At 68.7% G+C, this 21,336-nt stretch carries 21 protein-coding genes; 15 read left to right on the forward strand and 6 right to left on the reverse strand.

The window, feature by feature from the left end; genetic code table 11:
- Nucleotide 1: 1 nt before the first annotated feature.
- From JF781_RS20275 to JF781_RS20285, 3 genes are read left to right on the forward strand one after another with little or no spacing between them, the layout of a single operon-like run.
- Nucleotides 2–793, forward strand: a complete 792-nt coding sequence (locus JF781_RS20275; RefSeq protein ID WP_225328753.1) for an SDR family oxidoreductase — start codon at nucleotides 2–4, stop codon at nucleotides 791–793.
- Between the two features lie 59 nt (nucleotides 794–852).
- Nucleotides 853–1,356, forward strand: a complete 504-nt coding sequence (locus JF781_RS20280) for a nuclear transport factor 2 family protein (RefSeq protein WP_225328773.1) — start codon at nucleotides 853–855, stop codon at nucleotides 1,354–1,356.
- Between the two features lie 14 nt (nucleotides 1,357–1,370).
- Nucleotides 1,371–2,132 carry a hypothetical protein gene (locus JF781_RS20285; RefSeq protein WP_225328754.1) on the forward strand — a complete coding sequence of 254 codons (762 nt, stop codon included), beginning with the start codon at nucleotides 1,371–1,373 and terminating at the stop codon, nucleotides 2,130–2,132.
- Between the two features lie 117 nt (nucleotides 2,133–2,249).
- Here JF781_RS20285 and JF781_RS20290 read toward each other — a convergent pair whose 3' ends face one another.
- From JF781_RS20290 to JF781_RS20300, 3 genes are all read right to left on the reverse strand, one after another.
- Nucleotides 2,250–3,131, reverse strand: coding sequence for an alpha/beta fold hydrolase (locus JF781_RS20290; protein ID WP_225328755.1), 882 nt, complete (start codon nucleotides 3,129–3,131; stop codon nucleotides 2,250–2,252).
- A gap of 62 nt (nucleotides 3,132–3,193) precedes the next feature.
- Nucleotides 3,194–4,582 (reverse strand): wax ester/triacylglycerol synthase family O-acyltransferase, encoded by a 1,389-nt coding sequence (locus JF781_RS20295; protein ID WP_225328756.1) that lies wholly within the window; start codon nucleotides 4,580–4,582, stop codon nucleotides 3,194–3,196.
- A gap of 253 nt (nucleotides 4,583–4,835) precedes the next feature.
- A complete protein-coding gene (locus JF781_RS20300; protein ID WP_225328757.1) occupies nucleotides 4,836–5,270 on the reverse strand; it encodes a nuclear transport factor 2 family protein in 435 nt (144 codons plus the stop codon).
- A gap of 184 nt (nucleotides 5,271–5,454) precedes the next feature.
- Between JF781_RS20300 and JF781_RS20305 the strand changes: the two genes are divergently transcribed.
- Nucleotides 5,455–5,688: a CsbD family protein gene (locus JF781_RS20305; RefSeq protein ID WP_225328758.1), complete on the forward strand. Its 234-nt coding sequence runs from the start codon at nucleotides 5,455–5,457 to the stop codon at nucleotides 5,686–5,688.
- A 135-nt stretch (nucleotides 5,689–5,823) separates the two neighbouring features.
- Here the strand turns inward: JF781_RS20305 and JF781_RS20310 are convergent, their stop codons facing one another.
- Complete coding sequence (locus JF781_RS20310) at nucleotides 5,824–6,669, reverse strand: SDR family oxidoreductase (RefSeq protein ID WP_225328759.1); 846 nt, start codon at nucleotides 6,667–6,669, stop codon at nucleotides 5,824–5,826.
- Between the two features lie 197 nt (nucleotides 6,670–6,866).
- On the opposite strand from JF781_RS20310, the gene JF781_RS20315 reads away from it, so the two are divergent.
- Nucleotides 6,867–7,922 carry an alpha/beta hydrolase gene (locus JF781_RS20315; protein ID WP_225328760.1) on the forward strand — a complete coding sequence of 352 codons (1,056 nt, stop codon included), beginning with the start codon at nucleotides 6,867–6,869 and terminating at the stop codon, nucleotides 7,920–7,922.
- A gap of 161 nt (nucleotides 7,923–8,083) precedes the next feature.
- Complete coding sequence (locus JF781_RS20320; RefSeq protein WP_225328761.1) at nucleotides 8,084–10,753, forward strand: FHA domain-containing protein; 2,670 nt, start codon at nucleotides 8,084–8,086, stop codon at nucleotides 10,751–10,753.
- 19 nt (nucleotides 10,754–10,772) lie between these two features.
- Here JF781_RS20320 and JF781_RS20325 read toward each other — a convergent pair whose 3' ends face one another.
- Nucleotides 10,773–10,937 carry a hypothetical protein gene (locus JF781_RS20325; protein ID WP_165605099.1) on the reverse strand — a complete coding sequence of 55 codons (165 nt, stop codon included), beginning with the start codon at nucleotides 10,935–10,937 and terminating at the stop codon, nucleotides 10,773–10,775.
- Nucleotides 10,938–11,178: 241 nt separating this feature from the next.
- Between JF781_RS20325 and JF781_RS20330 the strand changes: the two genes are divergently transcribed.
- The 7 genes from JF781_RS20330 to fadD1 are packed head-to-tail and all read left to right on the forward strand — an operon-like array spanning nucleotide 11,179 to nucleotide 17,740.
- Nucleotides 11,179–12,357 carry an acyl-CoA dehydrogenase family protein gene (locus JF781_RS20330; protein ID WP_225328762.1) on the forward strand — a complete coding sequence of 393 codons (1,179 nt, stop codon included), beginning with the start codon at nucleotides 11,179–11,181 and terminating at the stop codon, nucleotides 12,355–12,357.
- A 21-nt stretch (nucleotides 12,358–12,378) separates the two neighbouring features.
- Nucleotides 12,379–13,512 (forward strand): acyl-CoA dehydrogenase family protein, encoded by a 1,134-nt coding sequence (locus JF781_RS20335; RefSeq protein ID WP_225328763.1) that lies wholly within the window; start codon nucleotides 12,379–12,381, stop codon nucleotides 13,510–13,512.
- Nucleotides 13,505–14,005, forward strand: coding sequence for a MaoC family dehydratase N-terminal domain-containing protein (locus JF781_RS20340; RefSeq protein ID WP_225328764.1), 501 nt, complete (start codon nucleotides 13,505–13,507; stop codon nucleotides 14,003–14,005). Before JF781_RS20335 ends, JF781_RS20340 begins: the two co-directional genes overlap by 8 nt.
- The gene (locus JF781_RS20345; RefSeq protein ID WP_225328765.1) at nucleotides 14,002–14,457 is read left to right on the forward strand and encodes a MaoC/PaaZ C-terminal domain-containing protein; all 456 of its coding nucleotides are present in this window, start codon (nucleotides 14,002–14,004) and stop codon (nucleotides 14,455–14,457) included. The genes JF781_RS20340 and JF781_RS20345 overlap by 4 nt, the downstream gene beginning before the upstream one ends.
- On the forward strand, nucleotides 14,454–15,656 hold the full coding sequence (locus JF781_RS20350) for a thiolase family protein (protein WP_225328766.1): 1,203 nt from the start codon (nucleotides 14,454–14,456) through the stop codon (nucleotides 15,654–15,656). Before JF781_RS20345 ends, JF781_RS20350 begins: the two co-directional genes overlap by 4 nt.
- 2 nt (nucleotides 15,657–15,658) lie before the next feature.
- Nucleotides 15,659–16,099 (forward strand): Zn-ribbon domain-containing OB-fold protein, encoded by a 441-nt coding sequence (locus tag JF781_RS20355; RefSeq protein WP_225328767.1) that lies wholly within the window; start codon nucleotides 15,659–15,661, stop codon nucleotides 16,097–16,099.
- A 21-nt stretch (nucleotides 16,100–16,120) separates the two neighbouring features.
- Nucleotides 16,121–17,740, forward strand: a complete 1,620-nt coding sequence (fadD1, locus tag JF781_RS20360) for a fatty-acid--CoA ligase FadD1 (RefSeq protein ID WP_225328768.1) — start codon at nucleotides 16,121–16,123, stop codon at nucleotides 17,738–17,740.
- Nucleotide 17,741: 1 nt separating this feature from the next.
- Here fadD1 and JF781_RS20365 read toward each other — a convergent pair whose 3' ends face one another.
- Entirely contained in the window at nucleotides 17,742–18,614 is an 873-nt protein-coding gene (locus JF781_RS20365) for a DMT family transporter (RefSeq protein WP_308011566.1), read from the reverse strand.
- 150 nt (nucleotides 18,615–18,764) lie between these two features.
- On the opposite strand from JF781_RS20365, the gene JF781_RS20370 reads away from it, so the two are divergent.
- Complete coding sequence (locus JF781_RS20370; RefSeq protein ID WP_225328770.1) at nucleotides 18,765–19,862, forward strand: ferredoxin reductase; 1,098 nt, start codon at nucleotides 18,765–18,767, stop codon at nucleotides 19,860–19,862.
- A gap of 16 nt (nucleotides 19,863–19,878) precedes the next feature.
- On the forward strand, nucleotides 19,879–21,282 hold the full coding sequence (locus tag JF781_RS20375) for an acyl-CoA desaturase (protein WP_225328771.1): 1,404 nt from the start codon (nucleotides 19,879–19,881) through the stop codon (nucleotides 21,280–21,282).
- Nucleotides 21,283–21,336: the final 54 nt, after the last annotated feature.

Raw genomic sequence — 21,336 nt, forward strand, 5'->3', positions numbered from 1 at the left:
CGTGACCGACATTGCGAAGTACGGGCCGTGGGCGTTGATCGCCGGCGGCTCGGAAGGGGTGGGCGCCGAGTTCGCAAAGCGCTTGGCCGGTGACGGGTTCGGCCTGGTGCTGATCGCTCGTAAGCCGGGACCGCTGCAGGACACGGCGCGGCAGTGCCGCGAGATCGGCGCACAGGTGCGCACGTTGGCGATAGATCTGCTGGACCCCGATGCGGTCGCGCGAATCACGGCGCAGACCACAGACATTGAGGTCGGCCTCTTGATCTACAACGCCGGCGCCAACACCTGTAGCGAGCGGTTCCTGGACGCCGAGCTCAGCGACTTCGGCCGGGTGATCGACCTCAACGTGACGCGGATGCTGCAACTCGTGCAGCACTTTGGCCGGCCGATGCGGTCCCGCGGCCGCGGCGGCATATTGGTGGTCGGCTCGATGGCGGCGACCCACGGTTCGATGCGCCAATCGGTCTACACCGGCGTGAAGGCCTTCAGCCGCCTCTTCGCCGAGAGCCTCTGGCTGGAGCTGCGCGAGCACGGTGTCGACGTGCTGGAACTGGTGCTGGGTGTGACGCGCACGCCGGCCATGGCCCGGGTCGGCCTGAAGTTCGATGTGCCGGGGCTGTCGGTCTCCGAACCGGTTGACGTGGCCCGCGAGGGATTGGAGAACCTGGCCAACGGCCCGGTGTTCATCGCGGGCGGCAACGCGGCCGCGGTGCAGCGGGGCAGCGGACCGGACCGCGCCGCGATCGTCCTGGGCGCCCACAGAACCGTGCAGGAACTCCTGGGCCAGAAGTAATTTGCCCCGGTGTGGGCACGGAGGTGCCCTCCCTGGCCGATCGACTGGAAGGAGCGACGGTGATCGACGCCGACGAACTGTTGACGCGGCTATGCCGGCTCGAGGACGAACGCGACATCGCCCGATTGATCGCGTCCTACGGTCCGGCGGTGGACGCCGGGGATGCCGACGCCGCGGCGCGGCTCTGGGCGGCCGACGGCGGCTACGACGTCGAGGGTTGGCAGATGCACAGCCAGGCCGACGTGCACGCCATGGTGAGCTCGGCCTCGCATCGGAAGCTGGTGGGTGATGGCTGCTGCCACTTCCTCGGACCGGCGGTCGTGACGGTCACGGGAGATTCGGCAGTGGCGGTCAGCGAATCGCTGGTCCTCGTGCGTGACGGCGAGGGCTATCGCGTATGGCGTTGCACGGCAAACCATTTCGAGTTGCGGCGCATCGAGAATCGTTGGCGGATCACCAAGCGTACGAGCCGTGTCCTCAATGGTAATCCCGGCGCCCACGCCTTGCTCACCGCAGGCCTGGCGGGTGCGACGGCGCCGACGCTAGGTGTGGAGGAGACGTGAAGGATTGCCCGTTGGTGTTCTTTTCGTTTGTCGCGCTGGACAACCCGGAGCCCGAAGCGCACCGCCGCTACAACGAGTGGCATCAACTCGACCATCGACCGGAGAACCTGGCACTGCCGGGCGTCGCGTGGGGAGACCGGTGGGCTCGCACCGCCGGATGCCGCGCCGAATCGGTCGCCGGCCCCGAGCATGCGGCAACCGACTACGTTGCCATGTACTGGTTTCGGGAACCGGTCGACCGATCGGTACGGGAGTGGGAGCGACTCGGACGCGACTCGTTCGAGTGGGGCCGGGGACCCATGATCGCCAGAGTGCGCCGAACGCTGCTGGCTTTCTTCCGGCCCGTCAAGGGTTACGCCGCGGCTTCGTCGTTGGTGTCGCCCCAGGTCATTCCCTACCGCCCCAACCGCGGGCTGCACCTGAGCATGACGCGGTTCACCGATCCGTTGGGCGCTGACACGCACGAGCACCACCGCTGGGAGGATCGGGTGTTGATTCCGGCATTGCTCGACATTCCGGGAGTGGCTGGGGTGTGGACATTTTCGCTCGACCGCCACCAAGGCAACGGACTTGGACTTCGTGCCCTCGACCCGGTGGCCGACCGTGGCGCGCTGCGGATCCGCCTGCTCTACCTCGACGACGAGCCCGTGGCGACCTCGAGCCGGATTCGTGATCGTGTCGGCGCCACAGATATGCGACTACCGGACTCGGCGGCTTCCGGTGACGTCGTGATCAGCACACCGCTGCGCACGATAATCCCGTGGCAGGACTGGTGACTCGCTCATCGTGGCGGACGGGCACGCGAGCGGAGGTCGACGGTGGCTGACGGCGACGGTGAGCCCAGGCTGCCGGCCGCTTCGGGGCCGCCACCCGGTGACGAGGACGGTCCTGCGCTAGCCGCGTGAGAGGAACGCCAGCACGGTGCTTTCGAACGCCTCTTTGGCCTCGATCATCGCCCAGTGCCCCGAGTTGGGGAAGATGTGCAGCTCCGCGTTGGGAATGGTGCGCATCGGGATGAGGGCCATATCGGGCGGGCTCACCCGGTCGTCGCGCCCCCAGGTCAGCAGGGTGGGCGCGGTGAGCTTGTGCATGGTCGCCCACGGCAGCGGCCGGTCGGAGGCGGCCAGCGCGGCGTTCATCCCGGCGAACGCCGCCTTGCCGTACATGCGTCGCGCCGCGGCCAGGGTGTCGGGGTCCGTGGCCAGCTGCCAGCGCTCCTCGATCAGCTGCTCGGTGACCAGCCCCTGGTCGTAGACCATCGATTTGAGCCAGTCGACCAGGCGTTGCCGGGTCGGGTCTTCGACGAATTCCTGCAGCAGCCGGATGCCTTCGCTGGGGCTAGGGCTGAAGATGTTGGTGCCGATCCCACCGATGGTCACCAGCCGATCGACGCGGTCGGGATTGTGGGTGGCGAAGTTGATGCCCACACCGCCGCCCATCGAGTTGCCGACGATGTGCACCTTGGCGACGCCGAGCGCGTCCAACAATGGCGATACGGTGCCGAACGCGGTCACCATCGGGTGGCCGCCGAAGTCGTCGCTGACCCCGAACCCCGGGAATTCCAGGATCAGACAGCGGAACCGCTCGGCGAAGGCCGGCAGCACCCCGCGGAAGTTGCGCCACCCGGTGACACCGGGCCCCGAGCCGTGCAGGAACAGCAGCACCGGGGCGGAATCGCCGCCCCCGCTGTCGTAGTAGCGCAAAGCGCCCTTTTCCGTGCTGATTTCACGCAGGTCGTGCTCTGCGATGGTCGTCTGTCCAAAAGTGTCTGCCACGGATGTCACCCTGCCATGCCGCGGCGGCGGGATGGGGAAGGGTTCCGCTGAACGGGCGGCGGTCAGGTTCCGCGGACCGGCGCGCTCGAATTGATCAGCTCTTTGAGGGCGGCGGGGAACGCGTCGGCCAGGTCCCACAGGTCGGGCACGAGATCGGGGCAGGAAATGATGCCGACGCCGAGACGGCCCCCCAGCGACATCACGGTGATATTGAGCCCGGCGCCGGCGATGATCGGACCCAGCGGGTACATCGCGTCGAGCCGGCAACCCAGGAAGTAGAGCTGGTCTCGTGGCCCGGCCACGTTCGACATCACCAGGTTGTGCGGCGGCTTCTCGGGCAGCGGGATGCGGGGCAGCAATTTCATCGCGGCGCCGAACATGGTCTGCCCGGCCACTTGCGTCCAGTCCTGCAGCAGCGACGGGCCCATCGCCGCGGCGTGGTCCTTGGCCGCGGCGTTCCCGGCGGCAATGCTGGTGAGTCGTTCGACGGGGTCGGCGATGTGGGTTTCGAGCCGGCACAGCATCCAGGTCGTCTGGTTGCGGCCCGGCCGCGACGACTTGCCGCGGACGGACACCGGCACGCTGGCGACCAGAGGGATGGCCGGTAGGGCGTGGCGGTCCAGAAAGAACTGCCGCAGCGCCCCCGCACACATCGCCGTCACCACGTCGTTGACGGTCACCCCGAACCGCGCTTTGACGGTTTTGATGTCGTCGAGGTCCACGCCGGCCAGGGCGACGTTGCGGCGCCGGGTGAAACGGCCGTTGAACGCCGTCGGCGGCGCCGCGAACGGGGCCGCCATCGTGTGGCCGCCGCCGCGGGCGCGCAGGACCGTCTGCGCCAGCGTCAGCGCCGTGGCCGGCACCACCCTGGCCAGGCGCCACGGCCGCAACGCCGCCCCGATCAGACCGCTGGCGGCGATCTGCAGGGGATTCGCCGCGCCGGTGCGGGCGGCCGGTTTCGGCGGCGGGCCGTCGGGCGCGGCGCTGCACAACTGCGCGAGCAGGTTGGCACCGCCCACGCCATCGACCACCGCGTGGTGGGCCTTGAGGACGACGGACAGCGCGTCGCCGCGCAGGCCTTCGAGCACCCACATTTCCCACAGCGGACGATCGCGATCGAGCGCAAGCCCGGCGACGTGGCCGCAGATATCCGCCAGTTCTTCGGGTCCGCCGGGCGAGGGCAGGGCGACGCGGTGTAGGTGGCGAGCCAGATCGAACCGGTCGTCGTCCACCCAGACCGGATGGTCGAAGTTCAGTTGGTTGTCGGCCAGCTTGAGGCGGAATTCCGGCACGGCGTCAACCCGCTCCGCCAGCGCTTCACGAAAACGCGCGAAGCTATACCCGCCCGGCGCGGTCGTCGGGTCGAGCTCCAGGACGCAGCAAACATTCAACGGCTGCGTCGGTGATTCGAGGTACAAGAAGAACGCATCTAGCCCGCTGAGTCGTTGCATATCTGCTCGTCTCTTGTATGTGGCTCTGACCGCTGGTCACATGACCATCGGTCATCCCAGGCCCGCTGACGGGACGCCCGCTCGGTGCGACCGCAATGTGTTGGTGTGACATTTATCTGTAGCCGGTGAGGGGCTTTCGGCAAACATCTCGCCGGCACAGTGTTCGAAGCCGCCCCCCGGCGTCCCGGTGCGATACGAAAACGCCACGCGGCCAAAGTCTTTGACCAGGCCGAGACGACGACGTCGCGGAGTGCTAGCGGGCCATCGCCGAGTCGGGCGCTGCCCAGTCGGTCGACACCTGGCGGTGCTTGATCAGCCAGGTGTCGTCCTCGGGCACCAGGATGTCGCGGTAGCGGCCGCAATGGTCGAGGCCGATATGGGTGACCACGGTGAAGTACGACCTGACGCGCGCCTGGCCGGGTGCCAGCTCGGTGAACGACACGTTGGCGACGTTGTGGCGCACAAGGGGTTTGACGCCCACGTCGACGGCGAGGTTTCCGGTGACACCGCCCAGGAACTCCGCGATCGCCGATCGCCCGCGCAGTGGGTCGAATCCCCGTATCTCGAGGACACCGTCCGAGCAGAATGTCTCCGCGAGGGCGTCGAGCGCACCGGCGTCGCCGGACCAGTTGTAGCGCGCCAAGGTGTCGCGGATCTGCTCGCGGGCCACCAGCTCCCACATTTCCACTGTTACGGCTCCTCCCGCCGGTCCCTTGCCAAACATCCTGAACGGCAAGGCAATTAAACGGAGCTGCCCGCGGTCTCGCCCGCCCGCCGCATCGCCGCTGTGGCGAAGGCTACTCCGAGGTTTTGGGAGCCGGCCGGTTGGGCAATAAGTGCTGAGCAAGACGCACGACACGGAGGGAGTACCTATGTCGGACAAGAGCGGTCCCGAGGAAGCCATCAAGGGCGTCGTCGAGGGAGTCAAGGGCAAGGTGAAGGAAGTCGCCGGCGCGGTCGCCGGACGTGACGACCTGATGCGCGAAGGCCAGGCCCAGCAGGACAAGGCCGACGCGCAGCGCGAGGCCGCCAAGAAGGAGGCCGAGGCCGAAAGCGCCCGAAAGGCCGCCGAGATCAACGAAGCTCGCCAGAAAGCCGAACAATAGCGGCAGTCCCCGCGACGCTTCGCGACCCGCCGCCCGGCAACGCGGTGATCGACGGCATCCGGTGACGATCATCGGCGATCAAGCCGGATTCCGTCCCGCACAAGCGCTTCGAGGCCGGCGGCGTACGAAAGACCCTCAGGGGTCGACGGGCCGATTCGTCCACTCGCGGCCGGGCCGGCGTGCCGAGCGGAACCATCCGCCGGCCGCGCCGGTGCCGCCGTCGGTCGCAATGGTGTGGCCCGTAACGAACGACGACAGGTCCGAGGCCAGAAACAGGATCACGTTGGCCTGATCCTCGGGCACGCCCATCCGACCGACCGGCACCCACTGCGGCCATCGCGTCTGCTCCTCGGGCGAAAGCCATTGCGAGTAGGGCACTTGAAGGGACTCGGTGACGTCGGGCGCGATCGCGTTGACCCGCACGCCGTGGATGCCCACTTGCACGGCGAGGCTCCGAGTGAACGCGATCAGGCCGGCTTTGAACGCGGCATACACCGGATCCTCCGGGTAACCGCGCAGCCCCTCGACCGACGAGACGTTCACGATCGCGCCGGCGTGCCGGTCTACCATGGCGGGCAGGAACGCCCGCGTGAGCAGGAAAACGTGGTGCAGGTTGATTCGGTAGAGCTCATCCCAGAGCTGCGGGTCGGTGTCGGCGAAGTTCCCGGGGTGGCGCAGCCAGTGGCCCACGTTGTTGACCAGCACGTCGACCCGGCCATACCCATCTAGCACCGTTCGGGCCAGGCGGGTGACGTGGTCGGGGGCCCGGACGTCGGTGATGACCGCCCGCGCGGACCCGCCGGAGGCCGTGATGGCGTCGGCGGTCGCATCGGCCAGCTCGCCGTCGATATCCGCGATCACGACGTGGGCGCCGTGGCGGGCGAAGAGCCGCGCGGTGGCCGCGCCGATGCCGCCGCCACCGCCCGTCACGACCGCCACCCGGCCGGCCAGCAACAGGTCCGGATGCTGTGCGTGTGTCATCGCTCATATCTTGGGCCACTCGGCGGGCCGGCCCACACCCGGTCCGGCCCCGATCGGCCCGCGCGACAACCGCAAACGGGATCAGGCAGTGGTACCCATCTCTGCGGCCAGCAAACAGTGACGTATGCGACGTTTGCTGCGCGCTGCATCGGCCGGTATGCCGGGTATCCGGTGTCCACTTGAGGAGTTGATGACACATGGTGAGCACAATCGATCCGGCCCGCATATTGCCGAGCGTGGCGACGACGCGGCGCATGCATCATCGGCATAGCCCGCAGTCGGTTGCCGTCTCGCTCGCCAGCCGCCTGATCGTGAAGAACGCCGTGCGCGCCTGGGCCATGACGCCCAACCTGCACTGGCCGCTCGAGTACGTCGACGATTTCGCCGGGATGTTTCCCCGCCTCGGCTCCGGGGCGAGCACCGAGCAGGTTCGTCTTGAGCACTGCGCCGCCGAGTGGGTCCGCGCTCCCGGCGTCTCGGGGGACCGGGCCATCCTGTATCTGCACGGCGGCGCGTTCCTCACCTGCGGCCTCAACACGCATCGCTCGATGGTGACTCGCTTGTCCAAGGAGGCCGACGCCGCCGTGCTCGCCGTCGCGTACCGGAAGTTGCCCGCGCATCAGATCACCGATGCCATCGACGATGGGATCAGCGGCCTGCGGTGGCTGCAGGATCGCGGCTACGACGGCGACCGGGTCGTCGTGGCCGGGGACTCGGCCGGGGGATACCTGGCGTTCATGACCACGCTGTCGGCGATTCGCGACGACGTCATGGAGCCGGCCGGGGTTGCGACCATCTCGCCGTTCACCGACGCGGACCCGGCACGAAAGCTCAAGCACCGCAACGCACGCAAGTGCTCGATGTTCACCCGCCGCGCCTTCTCGAGGTTCGCTCAGTACCTCGGCGACCAGCAGGTCGTCGAAGGCCGGGGCGAGTCCACGGTCGCCTCGCCCGTGGACGCCGACCTGTCGTCTTTGCCGCCGGTGACCATCCACGCAAGCTCGGACGAATTGTTGCTCGCCGACGCCGAACTGATGGCGAAGCGCCTGGAAGCCAGCGGGATCCGCTGCGATCTGCACCTCTGGGACGGCCAAATTCACGATTTCCCGCTGGCCGCCGACATCTTGCCGGAGGGCCGACGCGCCATCAAATACCTCGGGGACTTCGTCAAAGACGTCACCCCGGTCAGGGACGCGGTCCGGAGAAAGGTCCGGAACGCGCGCCGCCTGCGCAACGCCGCGGCGGCGGGTTGAAGACGACGAAAGTAATTGTGCCGCAGTCTGATTCGATGGACGGTGTCCGTCCTCGATCGCGGGCGCTGCGGTTGCTTCACGCTGCCGGTGCCGGCCGGCGGCGGTGGCCGGGGACGGGACGCAGCGCGTAAGTCGCGCCGCTGCCGTTACAGTTGGTCCTGATGAGCCCACCAGCCCCGCCTGCGCTGACCGTGCGGTACGAGGGAGCCGAACGCACCTTCGCGCCAGGCAACGACGTAGTGATCGGGCGTGACCTTCGTGCGGACGTCCGCGTCGCCCACCCGCTGATCTCCCGCACCCACCTCATCGTGAGGTATGACCAGGGCCGATGGATCGCCGTCGACAACGGCAGCCTCAACGGCCTTTACGTGAACAACCGCCGCGTCCCGGTCATCGACATCCAGGACGGGCAGCGCGTCAACGTCGGCAATCCGGACGGCCCGGCGCTGACCTTCGAGGTCGGCCGTCACCAGGGTTCGGCCGGGCGGCCGCCGCTGACGACGTCGATACCGATCGTCGGCGCGTCCAGCGCGCCACCGGTGGGGGCGCCGCAGGGCCCGCCCACCGGCACCCGCCACCCCGCCCAGCCTCAGCAGCCGGCGTCGGCCTCGTTCCGTCACCCGGCCCATCCGCCCACCGCAACACAGCCCAGCCAGCCGCCCAGCGGGCCCATCCCGAGCCAGCCGTCGGGCCCGCAGCCCCGCTATCCGACCAGCGGCCCCCTCGCCGCGCCGCCCAGCGCAGCCCAGCCCGCACCGCAGATCTACCGGGCGCCGTCGGCGCACGCGGCCCCGCCCACCACCGCGCAGCCGGCGGCATCCCAGACGGGCCGCATCGGCGGTGACTCGTCGAACATCGCGACCTCGATGATGAAGATCCTGCGGCCGGGCAAGGCCGGGCTGGAGTCGACACCGGGCGCGATCACGATCGGCCGCGCCAACGACAACGACATCGTCATCCCCGAGGTCCTCGCGTCACGCCACCACGCCACCCTGATCCCGGCGCTCGGCGGCACCGAGATCCACGACAACCGCAGCATCAACGGCACGTTCGTCAACGGCGCCCGGGTCGATTCGGCCGTGCTGCGCGACGGCGACGTCGTCACGATCGGCAACATCGACCTCGTCTTTCACGGCGGCACCCTGGCCCGCCGCGACCAGACCGCCACCGAGACGCGCACCGGTGGCCTCGACGTGCGCGGGGTGACCTGGACGATCGAGAACACCAAGACGCTGCTGGACAACATCTCGCTGACCGCGCTGCCCGGGACGTTGACGGCGATCATCGGGCCGTCCGGCGCCGGCAAATCGACGTTCGCGCGGCTGGTCGCCGGGTACACGCACCCCACCACGGGCACCGTGGCGTTCGAGGGCCACAACGTCCACGCCGAGTACGCCTCGCTGCGCAGCCGAATCGGGATGGTGCCGCAGGACGACGTGGTGCACGGGCAGCTGACCGTTCAGCAGGCGTTGATGTACGCCGCCGAGCTGCGCCTGCCGCCGGACACCACCAAGGACGACCGCGCCCAGGTGGTGGCCCGGGTGCTCGAGGAACTCGAGATGACCCAGCACCTGCACACGCGGGTCGACAAGCTGTCCGGCGGCCAGCGCAAGCGCGCCTCGGTGGCGCTGGAGTTGCTCACCGGGCCGTCGCTGCTGATCCTCGACGAACCGACGTCCGGGCTGGACCCGGCGCTGGACCGGCAGGTGATGACCATGCTGCGGCAGCTGGCCGACGCCGGCCGGGTGGTGCTCGTCGTCACCCACTCGCTGACCTACCTGGACGTCTGCGACCAGGTGCTCCTGCTCGCCCCCGGCGGCAAGACGGCGTTCAGCGGGCCGCCCAGCCAGATCGGCCCCGCCATGGGCACCACCAACTGGGCCGACATCTTCAGCACCGTCGCCAACGACCCCGACGGCTCCCGGGCGCGCTACCTGGCCCGCACGGGCCCGGCCCCGGCGCCGCCGCCGGCGGAGAAACCCGCCGAACTGGGCGACCCCTCACACACCAGCCTGTTCCGGCAGTTCTCCACGATCGCCCGGCGCCAGATGCGGCTGATCATCTCGGATCGCGGTTACTTCGTGTTCCTGGCGTTGCTGCCGTTCATCATGGGTTCGCTGTCGATGTCGGTGCCCGGTGATGTCGGCTTCGGCATCCCGAACCCGATGGGTGCGGCACCCAACGAGCCGGGCCAGATCCTGGTGCTGCTGAACGTCGGCGCGGTGTTCATGGGCACCGCGCTCACCATCCGCGATCTCATCGGCGAACGCGCGATCTTCTTGCGCGAGCAGGCGGTTGGCCTGTCCACGTCGGCGTACCTGTTGGCGAAGGTGTGCGTCTACACGGTGTTCGCGATCGTCCAGTCGGCGATCGTGAGCATCATCGCGGTGCTCGGCAAGGGCGCGCCGACCCAGGGTGCGGTGGCGCTGGGCAAGCCCGCCCTGGAGTTGTTCGTCGACGTCGCGCTGACGTGCGTCGCCTCCGCCATGCTCGGGCTGGCGCTGTCGGCGGTCGCCAAGTCCAACGAGCAGATCATGCCCCTGCTGGTGGTGGCCGTCATGTCGCAGCTGGTGTTCTCCGGCGGGATGATCCCGGTGACCGGCCGGGTGGGCCTGGATCAGATGGCCTGGGCCACGCCCGCCCGATGGGGGTTCGCGGCGTCGGCGTCCACCGCCGACCTGACCAAGCTGGTGCCGGGCCCCCTGACCCCGAAGGATTCGCACTGGCAGCACACGCCGGCCGCATGGTGGTTCGACGTCGGCATGCTGGCGCTCATCAGCGCCGTCTATCTGGGTTTCGTGCGCTGGAAGATTCGCCTCAAGGGCGGCTGATCGCGCGCGGCCGCGTCCGTCAGGCGCCCTTGCGGACCACTTGGTCGGCCGCGGCGCGCATGCGATCGGACAATTGCAAGAGATTGTGCTCGCCCACGCCCAGGGGAAGGGTGTACGCCAGCTGCCTCAACTCGACGGCGTAGTTGCGCAAATCTTCGCGGAGGCGCATCTCAACTGTGGGCATGATTTCTCCCTCGGGCTGGGCAGAATGCCTGGTCCGCGTCGACCAACCAATCCGAGAATCTTCGCAGCCTTTCGCCGAATCCGCCAGAGCGTCGGCGGGTCTTAACAGCGGATTTACAGTCGGAGCCCCGGCCGTTCGCGACGGACGCACCGGAGAATGCCACGCGTGATCTCGCGCCGGCGTTACGCTGACGCTGCCCGATGTAAGGCCTCGAGGCTGCGAGAAAGGCACAGGCGCCGGAATGGATTTCGAACTCGACGCCGGGCAGCGCGCCTGGCTGGCCGAGGTCCGCGAATTTCTGCACGACAACGTCACCCCGGCCCTGCGCGCCGAGCTCGCCGCGCACGACTTGGAGTTTCCCGACGGCGAAGTGGCGCGGTTTCGACGCAAGATCGGCGCCAAGGGCTGGTTCGGGCTGAACTGGCCGCGCGAGTACGGGGGCCTGGGCCTCGGTGCCATCCACCTGCACCTGTTGATGAGCGAATTCGAATACTGGGGCGTGCCCGGCCCCGACCTGACCGTCACGTCGGTGGCGCCGATGATCATGCGGCACGGCACCGAGCGGAACAAGAGCGAGTGGCTGCCCCCGATCGCCCGGGGCGAAATGATCTGCGCGGTCGGCTATTCCGAGCCCGAGGCCGGCACCGATCTGGCGAACCTGCGGACCAGCGCGACCCGCGACGCCGAGGAATGGGTGATCAACGGCACCAAGATCTGGAACAGCGGGGCGCAGCGGGCGACGCACGAATGGCTCTGCGTCCGTACCGATCCGAGCGGTGCCCGCCACCGCGGCATCTCGGTCATCATCGTCCCGATCGACAGCCCCGGCGTCGAAATCCGCCCGCTCTACGCGTGGTCGGGCTACCGCACCAACGAGGTGGGATTCCGCGACGTGCGGGTGCCGGTCACCAATCTCGTCGGCGAAGTCAACCGCGGCTGGACCTACATCACCGGCGCGCTCGACCTCGAACGCGGCGCGCTGACCAACGCCGGAGACCTGCGCCGCGCCGTCGAGGAACTGCACGAGCTTTCGCGGCGTCCGCGGCGCGACGGGACGGTGCCCGCCGAGGACCCGTCGCTTCGCCGCCGGCTGGCGCAGGCCGACGCCGACGTCGCGGTGGCCACCCTGATGGGCTACGAGGCGGCCTCGATCCTCGACAGCGGCGTCATTCCGACCGTCGAAGTCAGCGTCGAAAAGGTGTTCACCAGCGAGCTACGGCAGCGCATCGCCGCCCTCGCGCTCGATGTCCTCGGCCCGGACGGCCTGTTGGCGCACCGCAGCGAGCAGGCTCCGCTGGCCGGCAAATTCGAGCGGCTCTATCGGGCCGCGCCGCTGATGCGCTTCGGCGGGGGTACCAACGAGGTGCTTCGCGACATCATCGCCCAGCGCGGTCACGGGATGCCCTCTTATGGACGCTGACTCGGAGCCCCGCACCCACCGATGAAGACGATCCCGTCCGCCGAACAGCGCGAGTTCGCCGCGGCGCTACGCGCCCTGCTGGCCGCCGAGAACCCGGTCAGCCAGGTGCGCGCCCTCGACCAACCGGGCGCGGACCGCCGCACACCGGCTCTGTGGAAGGCGCTCGCCGACGCGGGTGTGTTCGGGCTGGCCATCGCCGAGGAGTACGGCGGCGCCGGCGGCTCCCTCGACGACCTGGCCGTGTTCTACACCGAAGCCGGTCGCGCCCTGTGCCCGACGACGGTGCACAGCAGCGTGCACGCCGCCCTCGCGCTCGACCAGCTCGGCTCCCCGGACGCCAAGGCCGTCTGGCTGCCACCCCTCGCGTCCGGGAGCGTCCGCGCCACCACCGCGCTCTGGAACGCACGCGACGCCGCGCTCGTCTGTCCGCCGCTGCGCGCCGAACCTGACTCGCAACGGTGGCGGCTCAACGGGATTGCGGATTACGTCGCCGACGCCGACGTCGCCGATCTCATCGTGGTGTCGGCCGTCTCTTCGCGGGACGTAGCCGAACGCACACTGATCTTCATCGTCGATGTGCACGCCGGTGGCGTGACCGTCGAGCCGCTCGACATGGCGGGCGGGCACCGGGCGTTCACCGTGCGCTTCGACGATGTGGTCGTGGCCGGTGACGCCGTGCTCGGCGGCGTCACGGCGCCGGGATTGCGCCGGCTGGCCAACACCGCGGTGGCGCTGGGATCACTCGACTTGGTGGGGGTGGGGCAGGCGGTGCTGGACCGCACCGTCGACTACACCAAGCTGCGTCACCAGTTCGGCCGGCCCATCGCATCGTTTCAGGCGGCCCAGCATCTGATCGCCAACATGCACATCGCGCTGGCGGCCGCGCGATTGGCGGCGCACGCGGCGGTGTTCTGGCTGGGGCGCGGCCGCACCGCGAGCAGGGAGACGGCCATCGCCCGCATGCACGCGGCCACCGCGGCCCGGCTGATCACGCTGGACGCCCACCAGCTGCACGGCGGGATGGGCTACGTCACCGAGACGGACCTGCACTTGTGGACCGAACGGGCCCGGCTCGGTTCGACGCTCGGTGGCGGCCCCGACGTCGCGGCGTCGTGGCTTCAGGAAACCATGCACGAAGGGAGCGCCGATGAGTGAGGACAGCTTGATCGACGCCGAGTCCGCGTCGCGGGTGGGCACGGTCGCCGCGTCGGCGACCGGTGAGGTGAACCGGCGCGACTGGCAACGGTGGGCGGCCGCGGTGGGCGAGGACAACCCGTTGTATTTCGACCCGGAGTACGCCCGCGCCAACGGCTTTCGCGACATCATCTGCCCGCCGCTGTTCCTGCAGTACGCGATCCTCGGGGTGGCGCGGCTCGGGTCGCTGCGCCCCGACGGATCCTCCGGCGCGGTCTCCGGCGGCCTCGCGTTTCCCCGCGCGCCCAAGCGGATGGCCGGCGGGGAGAGCTTCACCTTTCACCTGCCGGCCTACCACCGCGACGAGATCGAAATGGTCCGCACCGTCGAGTCGATCGTCGAAAAGCAGGGCCGCTCCGGCAGATTCGTCCTCGTCACCTGGCACACGGTGTACCGCAACCAGGACCGCGACCTGCTGGCGGAAGCATCGACGTCGATGATCGCCCGCCCATGAGCGACCAGCAGGTCTTCTTCGAAGACATCGCCGTCGGCGATCACATCCCCACGCTGACGGTGACCGTCGACGAGACCCAGATGTTCTTCTTCAGCGCCGCCACCTACAACGGCCACCGCATCCACTACGACAAGGAATGGGCCCGCGACACCGAGGGATACGCCAACGTGCTGGTGCACGGTCCGCTGCAGGCGGCGCTGCTGGCCCGCGCCCTCGGGGACTGGATCGGCGGGCGGGGCCGGCTGGTGACCTTCGCCGTGCAGAATCGGGCGATCGCCTATCCCGGTGAGCCGCTCAGTTTCGGCGGCACGGTCACCGGTAAACGCTTGGGAGACGACGTTTTCAGGGGGACCGGGTTGGTGGATCTGGACATCGCCGGGCGTCGCGAGGACACGGTGCTGATGCCGGGCACCGCCAGCGTCGCGCTGCCGCGGCGGGGGAGCCGGGGATGAGCGGCCTGCGAGGGGAGGCCGCGATCGTCGGCATCGCCGAGTTGCCTGCCGAGCGGCGCCCCACCCGGCCGGCGCTGTTCACCCTGGACCAATACGCGCTGTTGGCGAAGATGGTGATCGAGGACGCCGGCATCGACCCGGGTTGCGTGAACGGCCTGCTGACCCACGGTGTCGCCGAGTCGGCCATGTTCGCCCCGGCCACCCTGTGCGAATACCTGGGCCTGGCACTGGATTTCGGTGAGCGGGTCGACTTGGGCGGGGCCACCTCGGCCGGCATGGTGTGGCGTGCCGCGGCCGCCGTCGAACTCGGTGTCTGCGAGGCGGCGCTGGCCGTGGTACCGGGCTCCGCGTCGGTGCCGCAGTCCGGGCGGCAACCCCCGGCCGACCCGAATTGGTACGGGGCATCCTCCAACAACTACGGCTCGCCGCAGGCCGAATTCGAGATCCCCTACGGCAACGTGGGCCAAAACGCGCCCTACGCACAGATCGCCCAGCGGTACGCGGCCGAATACGGTTACGACCCCGCCGCCGTCGCCAAGATCGCCGTCGACCAACGCACCAACGCGTGCGCCCACCCCAGCGCCGTTTTTCACGGCACCCCCATCACGGTGGACGACGTGCTGGACAGCCCGATGATCGCCGACCCCATCCACATGCTGGAAACGGTGATGCGCGTGCACGGGGGAGCGGCGGTGTTGATCGCCAACCCCGACATCGCGCGCCGCGCCCGCCACCGCCCCGTGTGGATCAAGGGTTTCGGCGAACACATCGCCTTCAAGACCCCCACCTACGCGGAGGACTTGCTGTCCACACCCATCGCGCGCGCCGCGGAGCGGGCCTTCGCGATGGCCGGGCTGTCCCGGTCCGATGTCGACGTCGCCTCGATCTACGATTGCTACACCATCACGGTGCTGATGAGCCTGGAGGACGCCGGGTTCTGCGCGAAAGGCAAAGGCATGTCGTGGATTAACGAACGCGACCTGACCTATCGCGGAGAGTTCCCGCTCAACACCGCGGGCGGGCAACTGTCCTTCGGTCAGGCCGGCATGGCCGGCGGCATGCACCACGTCGTTGACGGCGCGCGGCAGATCATGGGGCGCGCCGGCGACGCGCAGGTGCCCGACTGCCACACCGCCTTCGTGACCGGTAACGGCGGCATCATGAGCGAGCAGGTCGCGCTGCTCATGCAGGGGGACTAGCCATGAATCCAGCGGCCCTTCCCGTTCCCGAGCCCACGCCCGTCTCCCGGCCGTTTTGGGACGCCCTGGCGCAGCGCCGGATTCTGGTGCAGTACTCGCCGTCGCTTCAGCGCTACGTGTTCTACCCGCGCACCCTGGCTCCGGGGACGCTGGCCGACGACCTGGAATGGCGTGAAATCGACGGCGCTGCAACGCTGTACACCTTCACGATCGCCCGCCGGCCCACCGGCCCGCCGTGGGCCGACGCGGTGCCGCAGCTGCCCGCGGTGGTGCAGTGGGATGCCGGACCGAAATTCAGCACCGAGCTGGTCGACGTCGATCCCGACGGCATCCGGATCGGGATGCGGCTCGAGCCGGTGTTCTGCGACCTCGCAGACGGGATCACGTTGCTGAAGTACCGGCCGTCCGACCTCGGCGGTGGCCTCGGAGGCCGCACCCGATGACGGCAAAGAGGAAGTGAGACGGTGCCGGAGACGGTTCAGCAGCTCCTGCGGCAGCGCAGGCACGAGGACACCCCCGCGATCGCCCACCACGAAAAGACGTGGACCTGGCGCGAGCACGTCGCCGAAGCCGAGGCCGAGGCGGCGGCACTGATCGCGCGTGCCGATCCCAGCCGGCCGCTGCATGTCGGTGCCGCACTGGGCAATTCACCGGCGATGCTGCGCGCGATGGCCGCGGCCGCGCTCGGCGGCTACGTGCTGTGCGGCCTGAACACGACCCGCCGCGGACCCGCGCTGCTCGCCGACATCCGGCGCTCCGACTGCCAGATCGTGCTCGTCGACCACGATCACCTGCCCCTGCTGGACGGCCTGGACCTCACGGGAATTCAGGTTCTCGACGTGGGCGGGACGAGTTACGCCGATGCGGTGGCCGCGGCGCCACCGCTGACCCCCCATCGCGAGGTCGCCGCCGCCGACACGTTCATGATGATCTTCACCTCGGGGACTAGCGGTGACCCCAAGGTGGTCCGATTCGCGCACGGGATGGCCGTCATGTGCGGCGCCAGCCTGATCTTCCAGTACGACGTCACCGCCGCCGACGTCTGCTACCTGGCGATGCCGCTGTTTCACTCCAACGGCGTCGCCGCGGGGTGGGCGGTGGCCATCGGCAGCGGGGCCACCATGGTCCCCGCCAAGTTTTCGCCGTCCCGTTTCCTCGACGACGTGCGCCGCTACGGCGTGACCTACCTGAACTACGTCGGCAAGCCCCTGGCGTTGATCCTGTCCACCCCCGAACGTCCCGACGACGCCGAGAACACGTTGCGCGTGGCCTTCGGCAACGAGGCGACCGATCGCGACATCGCCGAATTCGCACGGCGTTTCGGGTGCCGCGTGGTGGACAGCTTCGGCTCCAGCGAATTCGCGGTGATCGTGGTCCGCGAGGACGGCACCCCGCCCGGCTCCATCGGCAAGCCGTACCCCGGGGTGAGCATCTACAACGCGGCAACGCTGACCGAATGTGACGTCGCCCGGTTCGACGCGCACGGCGCGCTGACGAACTTCGACGAGGCCGTCGGCGAACTCGTCAACACCCAGGGCGCCGGGCCCTTCGCCGGCTACTACAACGATCCGGGGGCCACGGCCGAGCGCATGCGGCACGGGATGTACTGGTCGGGCGATCTGGCCTACCGCGACGCCGACGGGTGGATTTACCTCGCCGGGCGGACCTCCGATTGGATGCGGGTGGACGGGGAGAACTTGGCGGCCGCCCCGATCGAACGGATCCTGGCGCGGCTGCCCGCTATCAGCCAGGTCGCCGTCTACGCGGTCCCCGACGACCAAGTCGGTGACCAGGTGATGGCCGCCCTGGTGCTGCGCGCCGGGGCGGATCTGACCCCGGACGACTTCGGGAAGTTCCTCGCGGCCCAGCCCGATCTGTCACCCAAGGCGTGGCCGCGCTACGTGCGCATCAACGACCAGCTGCCGGCGACCGCGACCAACAAGATCCTCAAACGCGCGCTCATCGCCGCGGGCGTCAGCGCCCAGGACGGGGTGTTGTGGACGCGCCCCGCGCGCGCCACCACGTATGCGCCGGCGGTCGAAAACACCGGTGGCCGTTCGGCATCCGCCACCGCGGGCGCCTGAATCAACCGCCCGACACAGGGTCGCTAGGTACTGGGGCTTCCCCGAACCGCGCCAGCACCAGTGTGGCCGCCACGGCGACGGCGAATCCCGCGATCACCAGCCAGCCGAGCCCGTCGCGTGCGGTGTCGCCCAACCACGCCACCCCGACGAACGCCGGCGCGAGGGTTTCCCCGACGACCATGCCCGCGACCGCCGTGGTCACAGAGCCACGATGTAGAGCGGACGTGAGCAGCAGAAATCCCGCGGCGCCACCCGCGGCCGCCGCGTACAGGGCGGGGTTCGTGTAGAACGCGCGCGTGGTCGGATCGATCACGTCGATCAGCCGCACGCCGACCTCGACGACGCCGAAGCCCGTCCCGGCGCCCAGCCCTAATGCGAGGGCACGCGCGCGGTCCGGCAGACGCCCGGCGGCGGCGCCGGCGATGAATATCGCGGCCACCACCCCCAGGAGCGCCCAGCCGAGCCCGGCCGGGGCATGTCGAAAGTGCCCGGGCCCGGCCGCCAGTGCGAGGACGACGAGGCTGGCGCAGACCACGCCGACGGCACTCCATTCGGCCGGCGACAGCCGGGCCGACAAGACCCATGCGGCCACAACGCCGGTGACCGCGATCGAGGCGGCCAACGCCGCGGCGACGACGTAGATCGGAACGAGCCGCAGCGCGGCCACCTGCAGGAGGAATCCGACGACGTCGAGGCCGACACCGGCCAGGTAGCGCCACTGCCGGACGGCCCGCAACAGCAAGACGGTGTCGACGCCCGAGCCGCTGCCCGCTTCCACCGACCGCGTCCCCGCCGCTTGCAGCACGGTCGCGGTGCCGTAACAGACCGAGCAGCCCAACGCGAGAAGGAAGCCCATCAACACACCCACCGACATTAGCCGCGCGGGGCGCCGACCCCGTCCAAACACTGAATGGTGAACGCGTATGCGACAAGTGTGGGCACATTTTGCATATGTGTAACCATGTGTGCCAACCAATTTCAAATCTGCGGTTTAAGTCGGTGTACACCTGTGTACTCCATTGCCATGGCTGAACGCGGCGCCCGGCCCCACGTCCCCCGCGGGCGTCGGCTGTTCCTGCGGGCGGTGCGGCGGCTGTTCAGCCCGCTGGAACCCGATGACTATCTCGAGATGATCAATCCGCTGTGGACCACCAAAGAGCTGCGCGGAAAGGTCGAACGGGTCGAGCCGCAGGGCTCGGAAGCGGCGAGTGTGCTGATCCGGCCCGGGTACGAATGGCCAGGCCACAAGCCCGGTCAGTATGTTCGGCTCGGCGTGGTCGTCGACGGCGTCTACTACTGGCGTGCGTATTCGCTGACGTCGGATCCGGCGCCCGAGGACGGGCTGATCAGCGTGACGCCCAAGCGGGTCGACGGCGGTGTCGTGTCGCCGTATCTGGTGCACACGATCCGGCCCGGGGATCTGGTCCGGCTGGGCGAGGTTGAAGGCGTGTTCACCTTGCCGGAGCCGTTGCCGGCCAAGCTGCTGTTCATCAGCGCAGGCAGTGGCATTACCCCGATCATCAGCATGTTGCGCAGCATCGATCACGGCGGTGACGTCGGCGATGTCGTGGTCATTCACTCCGCCCGCACCCGCGAGCAAGTCATGTTTTTGTCGGTCCTCGAAGAGTTCGACCGCCGCCACCCCGGCATGCGGCTGGATCTGCGCCTGACCTCCGAGCGGGGCCGGCTCAAGCCGAATGACCTGGACGAAGCCTGTCCGGATTGGCGCGAACGCGAGGCGTTCTGCTCGGGTCCCGGCGACATGCTCGACGCGCTGATCGAGCACTGGGAACGCAACGGCGACCGCGACCGGCTGCACTTCGAGCGGTTTCAGCCCAAGATCGGTGGCGACGCCAACGCCGGCGAGGGCGGCACGGTGTCCTTCCTCGACAGTGCGAAGACCGCCGAATGCGATGGCGGCACATCGATTTTGGAGACCGGGGAAAAGGCGGGCCTCAACCTGGCCTACGGCTGCCGGATCGGAATCTGCCATACCTGCGTCGGGACGCTGAAGTCGGGCAAGCTGCGTGACCTTCGCTCGGGTGAAGTGATCGAGCCCACCGGACAAGACGTCCGGATCTGCATCAACACCGCCGAAGGTGATGTCGAGCTCGAGCTGTGACGGAAAGGAGCGGGTTGTGACAGCCGCTGCGAAAACCACCGGGGGCGAGTTGCTCGCCCGCCTGGGGGAGCAAGAACGCGAAAAGCTCGCGAAGGAGTTGGACGCGATTCATGACGAGGTGTTCGCCGATCTCGGTGAACGCGACCGGCATTACATCAAGACGGTGATCTCGGTGCAGCGACAGATTGTGGTCGCCGCCCGGGTGCTGTTGCTCGGCTCGCGCTCGAAGACCGCATGGGTCCTGGGAACGGCCTGTCTGGGAATGGCCAAGATCCTGGAGAACATGGAGATCGGCCACAACGTCATGCACGGGCAATGGGATTGGATGAACGATCCCGATATCCATTCCTCGGTGTGGGACTGGGACACCGCGTCGACCGCCGAGGCCTGGAAACACTCCCACAACTACGTTCACCACACCTTCACCAACATCTTGGGCAAGGACAAGGATCTCGGCTACGAGCTCCTGCGGATCGATCCGAATCAACAATGGCACCCGCGGTTCCTCTTTCAGCCGCTCTACAACGTCTTGCTGATGCTGCTGTTCGAGTGGGGCGTGGCCATTCACGACATGGACATCGACGCCATTCGGCGCCGCGAGAAGCCGTGGTCGGAGGTGCGCAAGGACCTGAGGGGCATCGGGGGCAAGGCCCGCGCGCAGATCTTCAAGGACTATCTCGGGTGGCCGCTGATCAGCGCCGGCGCCTTCGCGCTCGCCCAGCTGGCCTTGCGTGGCAGGCTCGATCAGCCCGCGGAGTCGCGCCTGGGCAGGGCGCTCCGTAAGGCCGGGGCGGGCCGCCTGGGCTCGACGGCGGGGTTCCTCGACAAGATCCTGCCGGGCGTGGAAAGCACCTATCTACGAACCATGGGTGCCGACGCGGCCGCCAACCTCATCCGCAACGTGTGGTCGAACGCGATCATCTTCTGCGGTCATTTCCCCGACCAGACCTACACGTTCAGCCAGGAAGACGTTGAAGACGAGACGCGCGGCGGGTGGTATCTGCGCCAGTTGGTTGGCGCCGCGAACATCGAGGGCAGCCCGCTGTTCCACATCATCAGCGGCAACCTGGGTTATCAGGTGGAGCACCACCTCTACCCCGACATGCCGAGCAGCCGATACTCGGAGATCGCGCCCAAGGTCAAAGACATTTGCGAGCGCTACGAGCTGCCGTACAACTCCGGGCGGTTCTCCAAGCAGTGGCTGATGGTGCAGCGCACCATCTTTCGGCTGGCATTCCCCGGTGGAAAGCCTCGGCGGAAACCCGGCCCGTACCGAAGCCAGGGCGGCCAACCCGCACCGCAGCGTCCCAGCGAGGGCGCCCGTTTCCGCGACCGTGTCCCTCCCGAACACCCCGCCGCGGGTCCCGAACACCAATCAACGGGCGTGGCGGTGCAACCGCCACCGCGCGGAAACGACTGACGGCATCCCCGCTCGCGCCGCGTGGGTGACTAGGGACGAACCGTCTTTTCCCTA

The organism is Mycobacterium sp. WUMAC-067, assembly GCF_020217485.1.
GTDB lineage: Bacteria > Actinomycetota > Actinomycetes > Mycobacteriales > Mycobacteriaceae > Mycobacterium.

Excerpts from the sequence above, each read along its gene's own strand:
- JF781_RS20295 (WP_225328756.1), bottom strand. The coding sequence starts at position 4,582 with ATGCAACGACTCAGCGGGCTAGATGCGTTCTTCTTGTACCTCGAATCA.
- JF781_RS20305 (WP_225328758.1), top strand. The coding sequence starts at position 5,455 with ATGTCGGACAAGAGCGGTCCCGAGGAAGCCATCAAGGGCGTCGTCGAG.
- JF781_RS20310 (WP_225328759.1), bottom strand. The coding sequence starts at position 6,669 with ATGACACACGCACAGCATCCGGACCTGTTGCTGGCCGGCCGGGTGGCG.
- JF781_RS20315 (WP_225328760.1), top strand. The coding sequence starts at position 6,867 with ATGGTGAGCACAATCGATCCGGCCCGCATATTGCCGAGCGTGGCGACG.
- JF781_RS20320 (WP_225328761.1), top strand. The coding sequence starts at position 8,084 with ATGAGCCCACCAGCCCCGCCTGCGCTGACCGTGCGGTACGAGGGAGCC.
- JF781_RS20325 (WP_165605099.1), bottom strand. The coding sequence starts at position 10,937 with ATGCCCACAGTTGAGATGCGCCTCCGCGAAGATTTGCGCAACTACGCC.
- JF781_RS20330 (WP_225328762.1), top strand. The coding sequence starts at position 11,179 with ATGGATTTCGAACTCGACGCCGGGCAGCGCGCCTGGCTGGCCGAGGTC.
- JF781_RS20335 (WP_225328763.1), top strand. The coding sequence starts at position 12,379 with ATGAAGACGATCCCGTCCGCCGAACAGCGCGAGTTCGCCGCGGCGCTA.
- JF781_RS20340 (WP_225328764.1), top strand. The coding sequence starts at position 13,505 with ATGAGTGAGGACAGCTTGATCGACGCCGAGTCCGCGTCGCGGGTGGGC.
- JF781_RS20345 (WP_225328765.1), top strand. The coding sequence starts at position 14,002 with ATGAGCGACCAGCAGGTCTTCTTCGAAGACATCGCCGTCGGCGATCAC.
- JF781_RS20350 (WP_225328766.1), top strand. The coding sequence starts at position 14,454 with ATGAGCGGCCTGCGAGGGGAGGCCGCGATCGTCGGCATCGCCGAGTTG.
- JF781_RS20355 (WP_225328767.1), top strand. The coding sequence starts at position 15,659 with ATGAATCCAGCGGCCCTTCCCGTTCCCGAGCCCACGCCCGTCTCCCGG.
- JF781_RS20365 (WP_308011566.1), bottom strand. The coding sequence starts at position 18,614 with ATGTCGGTGGGTGTGTTGATGGGCTTCCTTCTCGCGTTGGGCTGCTCG.
- JF781_RS20370 (WP_225328770.1), top strand. The coding sequence starts at position 18,765 with ATGGCTGAACGCGGCGCCCGGCCCCACGTCCCCCGCGGGCGTCGGCTG.